We start from the raw sequence: 13,174 nt of genomic DNA, 5'->3' as shown, positions 1-13,174 counted from the left end.
GCGGATGAGGAGCACCATGTCGATCGATGTCACCCAGCTCAGCCGAGAAGGCGTCGCGTCCTACCTGACCGACCTGGATCCTGAGGAAACCGACGAGTGGCTCGAATCGCTCGACAACCTCCTGCAACATTCCGGTTCCGAGCGTGCCCGCTACCTCATGCTGCGCCTGCTCGAGCGAGCCGGCGAGAACCGCGTCTCGATTCCCGCCCTGACGTCGACCGACTACGTGAACACCATCCCCACCGAGAGCGAACCAGCGTTCCCCGGTGATGAGGACGTCGAGCGCCGCTACCGGGCATGGATCCGCTGGAACGCAGCCGTCATGGTGCACCGCGCGCAACGCCCCGGCGTCGGGGTCGGCGGCCATATCTCGACCTACGCGTCGTCGTCGTCGCTCTACGAGGTCGGTTTCAACCACTTCTTCCGCGGCAAAGACCATCCCGGCGGCGGCGACCAGATCTTCATCCAGGGCCACGCCTCCCCCGGCATCTACGCCCGGGCCTTCCTCGAGGGGCGCATCCCCGCCGAGCGAATGGACGGGTTCCGCCAGGAGCACTCACACGCCACGACGGGTGGCGGCATGCCGTCCTACCCGCACCCCAGGCTCATGCCGGAATTCTGGGAGTTTCCGACCGTGTCCATGGGCCTCGGCCCGATGAACGCCATCTACCAGGCGCGATTCAACCACTACCTGCACGATCGTGGCATCAAGGACACCGCCGACCAGCACGTCTGGGCATTCCTCGGCGACGGCGAGATGGACGAACCGGAGTCACGCGGTCTGGCGCACGTCGCCGCAACCGAAGGGCTCGACAACCTCACCTTCGTCGTCAACTGCAACCTGCAGCGTCTCGACGGACCGGTCCGCGGCAACGGCAAGATCATCCAGGAACTCGAGTCGTTCTTCCGCGGCGCGGGCTGGAACGTCATCAAGGTCGTGTGGGGGCGGGAGTGGGACAGCCTGCTGCGTTCCGATCCGGACGGTGCGTTGGTCAACCTGATGAACGCGACGCCGGACGGCGACTTCCAGACCTACAAGGCCAACGACGGCGGATACGTCCGCGACAACTTCTTCGGTCGCGATCCCCGCACCAAGCAACTCGTCGCCGACCTGAGCGACCAAGCGATCTGGAACCTCAAGCGCGGTGGCCACGACTACCGCAAGCTCTACGCCGCGTACGCGGCAGCGACAGCGCACAAGGGTCAGCCGACGGTCATTCTCGCCAAGACGATCAAGGGTTATACGCTCGGCAAGAGCTTCGAAGGCCGCAACGCGACCCATCAGATGAAGAAGCTGACACTGCAGGATCTGAAGGACTTCCGTGACCTGCAGCGGATTCCGGTGTCGGACGCCGAACTCGAACGCGATCCCTACCTGCCCCCGTACTACCACCCCGGCAACGATGCACCGGAGATCCGGTACATGCACGAACGGCGTCGTGAACTCGGCGGCTTTCTCCCCGAACGTCGCACGGCCGCAAAGCCTTTGACGCTTCCGGGGGACGAGGTTTACAAGTCGGTCCGCAAGGGGTCCGGCAAACAAGAGGTCGCTACGACGATGGCCGTCGTCCGCATCCTCAAAGAACTGTTGCGAGACAAGGAGATCGGCAAGCGCATCGTCCCGATCATTCCCGACGAGGCCCGGACCTTCGGCATGGACTCCTGGTTCCCCACGTTGAAGATCTACAACCGCAACGGCCAGCTCTACACGTCGGTCGATGCCGAGCAGATGTTGTCCTACAAGGAATCCAGCGTCGGGCAGATCCTGCACGAGGGCATCAACGAAGCCGGATCGACAGCATCGTTCACCGCGGTCGGTACCAGCTACGCCACCCAGGGCGAGCCGATGATCCCGCTGTACATCTTCTACTCGATGTTCGGTTTCCAGCGGACCGGCGACGGCCTCTGGGCGGCGGCGGACCAGATGGCGCGCGGCTTCGTCCTCGGCGCGACTGCCGGTCGAACGACACTCACGGGCGAAGGGCTGCAGCACGCCGACGGCCACTCGATGCTGCTGGCGTCGACCAATCCTGCTGTCGTGGCTTATGATCCGGCGTTCTCTTTCGAGATCGCGCACATCGTCAAGGACGGTTTGCGGCGGATGTACGGCGGAACGCCCGGCGTCGAAGGCTTCGGCGGCGAGAATATTTTCTACTACATCACCGTCTACAACGAGCCGTACCGTCAGCCCGCCGAGCCCGACAATCTGGACGTCGAAGGCGTACTGAAGGGCATCTACCTCTACAAGCGCGGACCGGTCGACGGACCGAAGGCGCAGATCCTCGTTTCCGGCGTCACCGTCCCCGACGGCCTGCGGGCCCAGGAACTGCTCGCCGAAGACTGGGGTGTCAGCGCGGACGTGTGGTCGGTGACGTCGTGGAACGAACTCCGACGTGACGGCGTGCGTGCCGAGAAGAGCAAGCTGCTCGACCCTGCCGGGACGCATCCGGTTCCGTACGTCACCGAGGTTCTCTCGGCTGCCGAAGGTCCGTTCGTTGCCGCCTCCGACTGGGAACGTGCTGTGCCGGACCAGATTCGGCAGTGGGTACCCGGTGATTACACGACGCTCGGCGCCGACGGATTCGGTTTCTCCGACACTCGAAACGCTGCCCGACGGGTGTTCAACATCGATGCGCAATCGATCACGGTCGCCGTGCTCGCGGCACTCGACGTCGAGAAGGCTGCCGAGGCAGCGCGCAAGTACCGAATCGACGACGTACATGCCGCACCAGCCCAGACCTCGGACGGCGGTGTCGCCTGATGACACGTAGAACGCGAATCGTCTGCACGCTCGGACCGGCTACGGCCACCGCCGAGCGGGTGAAAGAACTGGCCAATTGCGGCATGGACATCGCCCGCCTCAACTTCAGCCACGGTGAGCACGCCGACCATGCCGCGAACTTCGAACGCGTCCGGGACGCTGCCGCCGATACCGGCCGCACCATCGGAATCATGGCGGACCTGCAGGGACCGAAGATCCGCCTCGGGCGGTTCGCCGACGGTTCGACGACGTGGGAGGTCGGCGAGGAGGTCCGTATCACCGTCGAGCCCTGCATCGGTACGCACGACCGGGTATCCACCACATACGACGAACTCGCCGAAGACGCGTGCGCCGGTGATCGATTCCTGATCGACGATGGCCGTATTGCGTTGGAGGTCACGGCAATCGAGGGTCCCGACGTGGTCTGCCGCGTAGTCATCGGTGGGCCGGTGTCCGACAACAAAGGCCTGTCGCTGCCGGGTGTGAACGTGTCGGTGCCTGCGCTGTCCCCCAAGGACATCGCCGATCTCGAGTTCGCACTCGAACTCGGCGTCGACTGCGTTGCGCTCTCCTTCGTGCGGTCACCGCACGACATCGACCCTGTCCATCGCGTGATGGAACGAGTCGGGCGGCGCGTCCCCGTCATCGCCAAGCTCGAGAAGCCCGAAGCGGTCGAGCACCTGGAAGAGATCGTCAGGGCTTTCGACGCAGTGATGGTCGCGCGCGGTGATCTCGGGGTAGAACTGCCACTCGAGCAGGTCCCGCACGTGCAGAAGGACGCGATTCAGCTGGCGCGGGAGAACGCGAAGCCGGTGATCGTCGCCACCCAGATGCTCGACTCGATGATCGACAACGCTCGGCCCACACGCGCCGAGGCTTCGGATGTCGCCAACGCCGTGCTGGACGGTGCCGATGCGGTGATGCTGTCCGGCGAGACGTCGGTCGGTAAATACCCCTTCGAAACCGTGCAGACGATGAGCCGCATCATCACGGCGGTCGAAGGCCGTTCGACCTCTGCGCCGCCGCTCACCAACGCGCCCCGAACCCGGTCCGGTGTCATTGCGGCGGCAGCGCTCGACGTCGCCGAGCGGTTGCAGGCAAAGGCGGTGGTCGCGTTCTCGAAGTCGGGCGATACGGTCCGGCGACTGGCTCGGCTGCACACCGATCTGCCGCTGCTGGCGTTCACTCCGCACGCGGAGGTCCAACGCCAGCTTGCGCTGACCTGGGGAACCGAGACGTTCCTCGTCGATCCGGTCGATTCGACCGACGACATGGTTGTGCAGGTCGACCATGCGCTGCTCGCGCTGGGCCGTTTCGATCGTGGCAACACCGTTGTCATCGTGGCCGGCTCGCCGCCGAACACCGTCGGCTCGACAAACCTCATCCACGTCCACAGGCTCGGCGAAAACGACCTGTAGGCGTGGACCGACCCGGAGTGGCTGCACACAAATCGACGGAACTGCCCGGAAGCGGGCGATCTCAGCGATTTGTGTGCGCCCACTCCGGCTAGGCTCCACTCGTCCGGCAACACGAGGGAATGGGGCACAGATGCCGATCGACAATCCGATGGCAACAGTCAGACTCGAGCGCATCATCGCAGCGCCACCCCAGGAGGTGTTCGATGTCGTCACCGACTCGAACAGCCTCAAACTCGCATCACTTGTGTTGCGCGTGAAGCGAGTTCGTGAAGGACGCAACGGCGGCTGGAGTGCCGGCGCTGTTCGCGAGGTTGTCGCCGCGGGTGCGTGGTTCCGCGAGGAGATCACGACCAACGATCGGCCGCACCTCTTCGCCTACCAGATATTGAAGTCCGTCCCGCCGATAACCCACTTCGGCGGGACGATCGAGGTCACACCAGAAGCGGGAGGCTCCCGCGTGGTCTGGGAGTCCAGCTACGACATCCCGCTTCTCGCCGGCGGCAAGGCGACTGCTGTCGTCACCAAGCGGATACTCGAGCTTGCGTTCGGCCAGATCCTTGCGGAAGCCGACAAGAAGTTGACGGCAGGTGCGAATCGCTGACGGCGCTCGTCGTTGAGGCTCGGGAGTTTGGAACGAGCGCTGCGGGGGCACGCCCTAGTCATGGCGTCCGCAGATGAGCTCGTATTCTTCACCAACCGAATTCGCGAGGACCTCGATCGCTCCGGCCAGAGCGCGACCGACATCGAGTTGGTCGAGCGGCTGCGATACGCCGTCGACCAAGCCACCGCGGGTGATTCACAACTGCCCCTCGAGACCCGCGATGCTCTCGTCGCGCGCTACGGCGAGCCTGGCTAGGTAAGCCCTACTCGGACTGTGCGCCGCTCAACGCGTCGGCCGGAAAGCGTACGCCCGTCAGCTCTTCCGACGCGGTCCACAGCTTCTTGGCGAGGTCGGCGTCTTGCGCTTCGCGGGTCCGGCCGACCAGCTTCGGGTTGCCCCGCATTTCCAACAAGCCGTCGGGGCCGACGTAGCTCCCGCCCGGCAGATCCTGGCTGACTGCGTAGAGCGTCGGCTGGGCTCCCGCCGTCGAGTCCTGGGCGAGAAGCTTGTTGCCGATCGCCATGAAGGCGTTGAGAACGCGGTTGCCCGAATGCGACTGGAGATTTGTCGCAGCCCAGCCCGGGTGCGAGTTGTGCGCGCGGACCGCTGAACCGGCCTCGTCGAGACGGCGCTGCAATTCGAGGCTGAACAGCAGGTTGGCCAGCTTCGACTGACCGTAGGCGGCGGTCCGGTTGTAGTCGCGTGTTTCCCAGTTGAGGTCGTCGAGTTTTATCGTGCCGCCACGGTGTGCGCCCGACGAGACGGTGACGACACGGTCCGTGATGTGCGGCAGCAGCAAGTTGGTCAACGCGAAGTGCCCGAGATGATTTGTGCCGAACTGGGTTTCGAACCCGTCCTTGGTCGTGCCCTTCGGCGGCACCATGATGCCCGCGTTGTTCACCAGCACGTCGAGCGGGCCCGTCCACTCGTCGGCGAAGCGGCGGACCGACGCGAGGTCGGCGAGGTCGAGTGCGCGAACCTCGGTGGTGCCGTCGATGGTGGCGGCGGCTTCGGCGCCGCGAGTCTTGTCACGCACGGCCAGTACGACGCGGGCACCGACACGTGCCAATTCCCGCGCGGTCACCAGACCGATGCCGCTGTTGGCGCCGGTGATGACGACTGTCTTGCCGTCGAAGGAGGGAAGGTTGGCTGAGGACCAAGATGATTTCGTCATGGGCACCAATGTAGGCACTGACAACAAAGTAGTCAATGCCTACATTTTTTCGAACTTTCGGATATCCTCTGTGGACCATGACGTTCACCCGCCCACGCTCGTACCACCACGGCGATCTACGTCTCGAACTCCTCCAGCGAGCCGAAGAAACGCTGCGAGAGTCGGGCGTGGATGGCCTCTCGCTGCGGCAACTCGCCCGCGACCTCGGCGTCAGTCACGGCGCTCCGAGCAGGCACTTTCGCGACAAGCAGGCACTCCTGGACGCGCTCGCGCTTGCCGGATTCGAGCGACTGGGCGCGCTGTTCACAGTCGCATCCGGCGCCGGCTCGTTTGCTCAGCGACTCGAATCGGTGACTCGGACCTACGTCGACTTCGCGACCGAGAATTCCGCGTTGCTCGAGTTGATGTTCGCTCGGAAGCACAGCCCTACCGGGGGGACCGTACTACCGGCTGCCGCGGACAAGACCTTCGCGATCCCGATGGCGCTGATTGCCGACGGTCAGGCGAACGGCGATGTCGTGACCGGAGATCCTGCGAGGATCGGCTTTGCCGCGTTCGCGACGATGCAGGGCATGGCCACCTTGGTCAGTTCCGGCTTCGTACCTGCCGACCTCGCCGAAACGATGCTCGCCGACGTCACCACCCATATTTTGAACGGCCTGACGCCTCGAACCCCGTGACCGAACTCTTCAGAGGAGTTCCCACCCCGGAATCCGGGGCCGAAAGCAAACTGAAGGATTTTCCCCGGATTACGGGGAAAATCCTTCAGTCTCGACAACCTCTAGCGACCACCGAGCGGCGCTGACGCGGATCCCTCCGGGAGCGGCGGCAACGTCGTAAGCAGCGTCGGCACCACGGTTTTGGCCGTCGGGTCAGGCCGATTGAGCGAATACTTGCGAACCTCGGCACCACTGCTCACGAGCAGATCGGCCCCGACTGTCGTGCTGGTTGTCCCCACGAGCACACCGGCGCCGCCGGAAAACGGTGCGAAAGAAGCAATTTCGGCGAACTCCATGTGACCCGAGTCGTGGTTGGGGTTTTCGAGGTACATCTCCGGCTGACCGTCCAAGCGTGAACCCGTCGACCAGACCCGAACCGTCCCGGCGCCACCGAGTTCGCCCGTGACGACGCTCTGCGCGCCACCTTCCGCTCCCGCAACCCACCCGGTTGCCAGCGAAACCCCGCCCGTATAGGCCGGATCGGCAGCCAGGAACTCCGCCACCATGGCGGGCCCGTCGCCGTGCGAATGCTCATCGCCGTGCGAAGGCTCGTCGCCACTGCCCGCCGACCGCTCGGTGGGCTTGTACAGGTCGTAGCGAAACGTCTTGATCTGCGCCGGTTCACCCGGTCCCGGTGCGGTCACGATGCTGGGTCGTCCCGACATCGAATCGACCAGCCCCGTCGCGAGAGTCACCCCGGACTCCGATCCTGGATACGGCGAAAAGGTCGAGAACACCTCCGGTGCCGAACCGGGCTCGGCAAGCTTCGACGCAAACACCTTCACCTCCGACTCCGTTCCGGGGCCCGTCGCGACGATGATGTTGTCGGCCAGCGCATTACCGTCGATATCTGCACCGGCGACTGACACGCCACCGCGGAAATCATCGGCGAAGGGAACGAACTCGGCGAGCTTGTCGCTGAACGGCCCCAGCCCGCCGTCCGCGCCGCTGTAGACCACCACCTCGGGGGCGACGCCCGCACCGGTGCCTGCAACGAGGTCGAGAATTCCATCACCACTGATGTCGGCCATCGCCACCGACGCACTGCCCTCGAAATCCGGAAACGGCACAACGGCTGCAAGTACTTCGTCGCCGGTGCCGTCGTGCACCCGGACAGTTGCCGGCCGGCCGTTGGACCCGGGAACCGCGACGGCGTAACTCGACACCTCGGGAATCACGTTGATCATCGCCATCATCCCATTGTCTTCGTGGTTGAGCCGATGGCAATGCAACACGAAAGCGCCTGTGTATTCGGCAAATTGGGTGCGAATCGTCGCCGATGCTTCAGCGAGCACATTCTTCTGTTCGTCCACGAGCGGCGCGGGCACGTTCACGATGTCTTGGCCCCACGGCTGCACGCCCGTTCTCGTGCTGTCGATCGGATCGACGATCTCAGTCACCTGAAAGTTGTTGACGTGCACATGGAATGGATGCGCATCGTTGTTGTAGTTCGTGAACTTCCACTCCTCCACCGAGTTCACGCGCGGTTGGATCAGCGGAATGTTCGGGAACGTATTGCCGTCCATTTCGTAGGTGAAAGACTTCGGATCGCTCTTGCTGGCTTTGTCGTTGCCGAAGCCGCCGCTGAGTTTGAAGTCCCGCGTCATGTCCGGCGTCATTACCGACGTGTCGACGTACGACGTGTAGGTGTCCAGGTCCTGGCCGGGCTCGAATGCGGTGGTCGTGCCCTGACCGTCGTCGGGAGTGATGCGCAGCAGGGTCTGAATCGGGAACGCGAAGAACCCGTCCGCATAGCTGAGATGCGCGGGATCGACGCTGACCGTTCCCAGCAACGCCGGAGAATTGGGCGTGCCGTTGTTGGTGTACAGCACTCCGGGATTGACAATCGGTTTGGCGCCCGGCACCGGCGGCAGCTCCACAACGAGATCACCAGTGGCGGGCATCGTCACGGCGATCGCAAACCGCGTTCCGGACGGAATCAGCAACGCGGTTCCGTCGCCCTCGACCGGGCGCTGTACTTGCGTGAACGGTATTCCGTCCTGCCCCACGATCGCGAACGGTGGGTGCTTGCCCGTTGCAGTCTCGGTCAACTGCACACGTAGATACGCGAGGTCCGTCATGTTCGCGAGGGTCCAGATTTCGGTCTGTCCCGGCTTCACCTTCAGCTCGGGCTGGAACTGCCCGTTGATCGTGTACTGGACGTCTCGCTCGTTGTCGGGCAGGTCGGGATTCGCGGGCACATTCACCGAATCACTGGTGAAGCTCTGCAGGTTGGACGGTATGAACTGATTCTGCCCGCGGTGGTTCGCCGGCGAGAGCGGCCCAGTGTACCAGTTCGTCATGTACTGGGCGCCCTCACTGGTTTCCGCAAGATTCACGGGAGCAAGACTCGGCCGGTACGTGCCATCTGCGAGTTGGGAGCCCTCCGGCCCGGTCAGCGTGTTCACCCATTTCGGCCATGAGACGTTGCCGAGCTTGTGGCCACTTCCCTTTCGGTCGAACACGAAGTTGTACTGCAGCGCCATGGTTCGGATCGGAATGTCGTTCTCGGTTACCAGAGGCAGATTGCCGTCGGGCCGCCCGATCTCCAGCATCCCGGCCAAACCCATGTAGGTCTGCGGCGCTGTCACGGTGTGCCGATGGCTGTGATACCAGTACATTCCGTTGGGCATGTCGTCCGGAACCGCAAAGTCGTACACGTTGCCCATGCCCGCCGGAATCGACAGCAACACGTTGTCCGAGTTGCCCGTTGGACTCACGTGCAAGCCGTGGACGTGCAGATTCAGTGGTGCCGCTTCCAACGGCTTCGGGGTGAGCGGTACTTCTCCGCCTACCGGCACATACGCCGGATTCATGAAGTCGCCGACGGTCAGATTCTGTAAGTCGTTGTCCAAGTGCACAATCAATCGCTCCCCGGGGTCGACGTGCAACGTCGGAGCGGGGTAGACGTTGTCGGCGCTGGTGGCACCGTCCGAGCTTGTGCCCTCGATCAGCTCGTAGCTGAAGACCAGGAAGTCGTCGACCGGCTGCGTCACCGTGTCGAGATCGACCTGCCCCTGATGCGCCGAGAGCCGAACTTCGAGGACCCCGTCCGCGCTGGTCAGCTTCACCGGTTCGTGGTACTGGGCGGGCTTGCCGTCAGGACCGGCAAACACTCCACGCTCGTTCGGCGCACCTGATTCGGACTCGTCCGTCGAACAGGACACCATCGCCAGTACAAGGGCGGCCACCGCGCCGAGCGCTATGCGAGTTCGACCTTTATCTCGACCCAGCAACATAGTTCGACCCTCGCGTCCTCGACGCACACAGCGCCGAACTCGATAGCCGCGAATCGCCTCGATTCAGCAGCTACTCGACCCTAGGCGCCTGCCGACAGCTTCCGGTCCAGATTCCGCACAGCCGATCCCGATTCTCCGCTACGCTCGCCCACCAGCTGCATCGCAGCCAACGCACAATAGAGCTCGGCGGCAGCCTTCGGATCGGCGCAATTGCGTCCGGTGAGTTGCTCGATTCGCCGCAGCCGGTAGTGAATCGTGTTGCGGTGAAAGTGCAATCGACGTGCGGCGTCGGTTGCTGAACCACCGCATTCGAACCACGTCGACAACGTCTCGAGTAGAGACGCCGCTTCGTCGTCCTGCAGCTCGAGCACGGCACCGAAGACGCTGCGGGCTATGAGCCGACCCGCTTCCGGGGAATGCGCGACCAACAGCGGAACAGGCGACTCGCCGTAGCTGTTCACTTCGACCGAACCGGGCGCGCTACAGCGAATGGCAAGCTTCGCCTCCCGCAACGCTGCGCGCGCACCATCGGGCGTTGCGAACTGTCGACTCACACCGACGCGGGCGGCGGCGAGATCGACGAGCACTTGCCGAGCGATCTCGTACGATTTCGCCGACCCCAGACTCAGCAGGCCGACCTGCGCGTCCAACTCGACCAGCCAGACCGAATGGACAGCGTGGCGGCGCAACCGCTCTTCGACGCGAGCGAGCGGTTCGACTCCAGGTGCCGACACCTCCGCGACTGCCACGACGAATGCCCCCGTATCAGGCAGCCGAAGCAAGCGGAGCACATCGACGTGGCGCGCGGCCGACGAGCCTTCTCCCGACAGAAGAGAATTCAGCAGCAGCGCTCGCGACTGCGCATCGCGTCCCGCCCGTTCCGCCGACGCCAGACCGTACGCTTCGGCGGCGGCACTCGAGAATTCGTCGATGAAGGTCCACAGGTCCGACGCAACACGCGGGAGCCACTCGGGTGGCTCCGGACCGGCGTCCAGAACGAGCTGGTCCCAGATCGCGCGGCCGGCCAAGCGGTACGCATGAAGCAATGCCGCCAGTGGCACACCCTGCGCTGCCTTCAGCCGACCTGCGTTGCTGGCGGCGTCCAATCGCCCCCGCGATCCCGTGGCGAGCTGGTGCAGAATCGCATCGACATTCTCGAACACCGAGACACGCAGCTGTTCTTCCGTGAGCGCTGTCGTCTCCGCGTACGCATGGTCGCCGGTCCGGATCCGCTCCACCAGGTCGTCGGTAAGTTCGTCGATGCGCGACAGGAGTCCGCGCGCGAGTTCGGCCGAACTCGCGACGTGCGGCGGCGCGTCGGTCACCACGCAAGCATAGACGCGGGGACGATCCGCCGACGAAGCCCACGTGTGCACATGCACAATCAGAACGGCCGGAACTCGAAGCGTGAGCCTATAGCGATCGAGCGCTGATCGGCGGACGATGAAGGGGCGTGACGCGGGTCACCCGCGCCCGAAACCGACCGAGCACGGTCAATTGCGACCGGCAGGGACGCCTTCGACGGAGGAATAGATGACAAGCACGGCAACCAGCGTCGACGAAGCAGTCGCGGCACTCAAGGTCGGCGAAAGCAACTGGGCGCGAACCACATTGGAGCAGCGCCGCGCGCTGCTCGAACGGCTTCGGGTCGCCACCGAAGCCGCCGCCGCGGAGTGGGTCGAGATCGCGCTGAAGATCAAAGGACTGCCCGCCGATTCGCCGCTCGCCGGCGAAGAATGGATCAGTGGACCGTACGCTGTCCTCGGCGGCGCGAACGGCTTGGCGGCCTCGCTCGCGAAGCTGGAGAAGGGTGGCAGCCCGCTCGACGGCTACAAGATCAAGGCCGCACCTGGCGGACGAAATGCGATTCGTGTTCTGCCACACGGCATTTTCGATCATTTGCTGTTCAGCGGCTTCGAGGTCGAGGTGTGGTCCAAGCCCGATGTCGACAGTCGGGCTCTGAAAGCCCACGCCGGCCTCGGTCAGCGTCGGCCAGAAGACACCGATGGTGTGTGCGCCGTGATGGGCGCCGGAAACATATTCTCGATCACGCCACTGGACGTCCTCTACCAACTGTTCGCCGACAACCGTGTCGTAGTGCTCAAGCTCAACCCGATCACCGACCCGCTGCTGCCAATTCTCGAACGAATCTTTGCCGGATTCATCGAGGGCGGGTTCGTGCGGATCCTCACCGGAGGCGTCGACGTCGGTCAGGCGCTCACGCAACATCCCGATGTCACGTCGGTCCACATGACCGGCAGCAGCGCGACCCACGACGCGATCGTCTACGGCGGCGGCAATACCGGGAAGGAGAACAAAGCCGCGAAAACTCCGATCTTGGACAAGCCGATCACGAGCGAACTGGGCGGCGTATCCCCCACGATCATTCTTCCGGGCAAATGGTCCAAGGCCGACCTGAAGTTCCAGGCAGAACATCTCGTGACCCAAAAGCTTCACAACAACGGCTATAACTGCGTTGCATCCCAGGTGGCGATCGTCAGCGCGGATTGGGCACAGAAAGATGCGTTCCTGGCCGAAGTGCGGGCGGCGTTCGATCGGGCACCGAGCCGCGCGGATTACTACCCGGGTAGTGCCGATCGAGTGCAAGCGGCGCGCTCGACGTACAAATTTGCGGAGAAGCTCGGCAAGGATCAAAGCCGCACTCTGCTCGTTGGACTGAAGCCGACCAGCGGAGAAGCGGCACTCGGCATCGAATACTTCGCGCCGGTACTCGGAATATCCGAGCTACCCGGTACCGGTGCCGAGTTCCTCGACGCCGCGGTAGAGGCGTCGAACACACAGTTCGTCGGCACGCTCGGGGTCAACATCATCGCGCGTCCGAACACCATTGCCGAACTCGGGGAGCGCTTCGAGAAAGCCATCGTCGACTTGAAGTACGGAACGATCGCGATCAACGCGTGGACCGGCGTCGGCTATCTGACGCCCGAGGCAAGTTGGGGCGCGTTCCCGGGCCACACGATCGACGATGTCCAGAGCGGAATCGGGGTCGTGCACAACACGCTGCTCATCGCCGATCCCGAGCGGACGGTCGTTCGGGGGCCCTTCCGACCGTCACCTCGCACACTGATCAACCGGGAACTGTCGATTGCGCCCAAACCGCCCTGGTTCGTGACCAACAAGACAGCCGCGGTCACCGGCCGCCGCCTCACGTACTTCAATTCGAAGCCGTCGTGGCTCAAGCTCCCCGCGATCTTCGCATCGGCGCTGCGAGGTTAGAGGCCAGGTGCGCATCTGACCTAAA

Annotated in this window: 9 protein-coding genes; 6 read left to right on the top strand and 3 right to left on the bottom strand. The window is 64.0% G+C overall.

What is annotated here, in order from left to right; all coding sequences use genetic code 11:
• Positions 1-4 precede the first annotated feature (4 nt).
• The 4 genes from aceE (at position 5) to JGU72_RS08215 (ending at position 5,035) form a co-directional block, all read left to right on the top strand.
• Positions 5-2,761 carry a pyruvate dehydrogenase (acetyl-transferring), homodimeric type gene (gene aceE / locus JGU72_RS08230; protein WP_199683333.1) on the top strand — a complete coding sequence of 919 codons (2,757 nt, stop codon included), beginning with the start codon at positions 5-7 and terminating at the stop codon, positions 2,759-2,761.
• Complete coding sequence (gene pyk / locus JGU72_RS08225; RefSeq protein ID WP_199683332.1) at positions 2,761-4,179, top strand: pyruvate kinase; 1,419 nt, start codon at positions 2,761-2,763, stop codon at positions 4,177-4,179. The genes aceE and pyk overlap by 1 nt, the downstream gene beginning before the upstream one ends.
• A gap of 148 nt (positions 4,180-4,327) precedes the next feature.
• On the top strand, positions 4,328-4,780 hold the full coding sequence (locus JGU72_RS08220) for an SRPBCC family protein (protein ID WP_199683331.1): 453 nt from the start codon (positions 4,328-4,330) through the stop codon (positions 4,778-4,780).
• 60 nt (positions 4,781-4,840) lie between these two features.
• Complete coding sequence (locus JGU72_RS08215; protein WP_199683330.1) at positions 4,841-5,035, top strand: hypothetical protein; 195 nt, start codon at positions 4,841-4,843, stop codon at positions 5,033-5,035.
• A 7-nt stretch (positions 5,036-5,042) separates the two neighbouring features.
• Here the strand turns inward: JGU72_RS08215 and JGU72_RS08210 are convergent, their stop codons facing one another.
• The gene (locus JGU72_RS08210; protein WP_199683329.1) at positions 5,043-5,954 is read right to left on the bottom strand and encodes an oxidoreductase; all 912 of its coding nucleotides are present in this window, start codon (positions 5,952-5,954) and stop codon (positions 5,043-5,045) included.
• Positions 5,955-6,031: 77 nt separating this feature from the next.
• Here JGU72_RS08210 and JGU72_RS08205 point away from each other — a divergent pair, with 77 nt between their 5' ends.
• Entirely contained in the window at positions 6,032-6,634 is a 603-nt protein-coding gene (locus JGU72_RS08205; RefSeq protein ID WP_199683328.1) for a TetR/AcrR family transcriptional regulator, read from the top strand.
• A gap of 101 nt (positions 6,635-6,735) precedes the next feature.
• Here JGU72_RS08205 and JGU72_RS08200 read toward each other — a convergent pair whose 3' ends face one another.
• Together JGU72_RS08200 and JGU72_RS31240 are read right to left on the bottom strand one after the other, a co-directional pair.
• Positions 6,736-9,912, bottom strand: a complete 3,177-nt coding sequence (locus JGU72_RS08200) for a multicopper oxidase domain-containing protein (protein ID WP_199683327.1) — start codon at positions 9,910-9,912, stop codon at positions 6,736-6,738.
• Between the two features lie 80 nt (positions 9,913-9,992).
• Entirely contained in the window at positions 9,993-11,237 is a 1,245-nt protein-coding gene (locus tag JGU72_RS31240) for a PucR family transcriptional regulator (RefSeq protein WP_199683326.1), read from the bottom strand.
• 208 nt (positions 11,238-11,445) lie between these two features.
• On the opposite strand from JGU72_RS31240, the gene JGU72_RS08190 reads away from it, so the two are divergent.
• Positions 11,446-13,149: an aldehyde dehydrogenase family protein gene (locus JGU72_RS08190; protein ID WP_199683325.1), complete on the top strand. Its 1,704-nt coding sequence runs from the start codon at positions 11,446-11,448 to the stop codon at positions 13,147-13,149.
• Positions 13,150-13,174 lie beyond the last annotated feature (25 nt).

The organism is Antrihabitans auranticaus (genome assembly GCF_016481275.1).
GTDB lineage: Bacteria > Actinomycetota > Actinomycetes > Mycobacteriales > Mycobacteriaceae > Antrihabitans.
The sequence above is the reverse complement of the archived record's forward strand: the minus strand, read 5'-3'. Positions and strand labels throughout refer to the sequence as shown.

Bases quoted from the DNA above. Each gene is read 5' to 3' on its own strand.
- pyk (WP_199683332.1), top strand. From the start codon at position 2,761: ATGACACGTAGAACGCGAATCGTCTGCACGCTCGGACCGGCTACGGCC.
- JGU72_RS08210 (WP_199683329.1), bottom strand. From the start codon at position 5,954: ATGACGAAATCATCTTGGTCCTCAGCCAACCTTCCCTCCTTCGACGGC.
- JGU72_RS08200 (WP_199683327.1), bottom strand. From the start codon at position 9,912: ATGTTGCTGGGTCGAGATAAAGGTCGAACTCGCATAGCGCTCGGCGCG.
- JGU72_RS08220 (WP_199683331.1), top strand. From the start codon at position 4,328: ATGGCAACAGTCAGACTCGAGCGCATCATCGCAGCGCCACCCCAGGAG.
- aceE (WP_199683333.1), top strand. From the start codon at position 5: ATGAGGAGCACCATGTCGATCGATGTCACCCAGCTCAGCCGAGAAGGC.
- JGU72_RS08205 (WP_199683328.1), top strand. From the start codon at position 6,032: ATGACGTTCACCCGCCCACGCTCGTACCACCACGGCGATCTACGTCTC.
- JGU72_RS08215 (WP_199683330.1), top strand. From the start codon at position 4,841: ATGGCGTCCGCAGATGAGCTCGTATTCTTCACCAACCGAATTCGCGAG.
- JGU72_RS08190 (WP_199683325.1), top strand. From the start codon at position 11,446: ATGACAAGCACGGCAACCAGCGTCGACGAAGCAGTCGCGGCACTCAAG.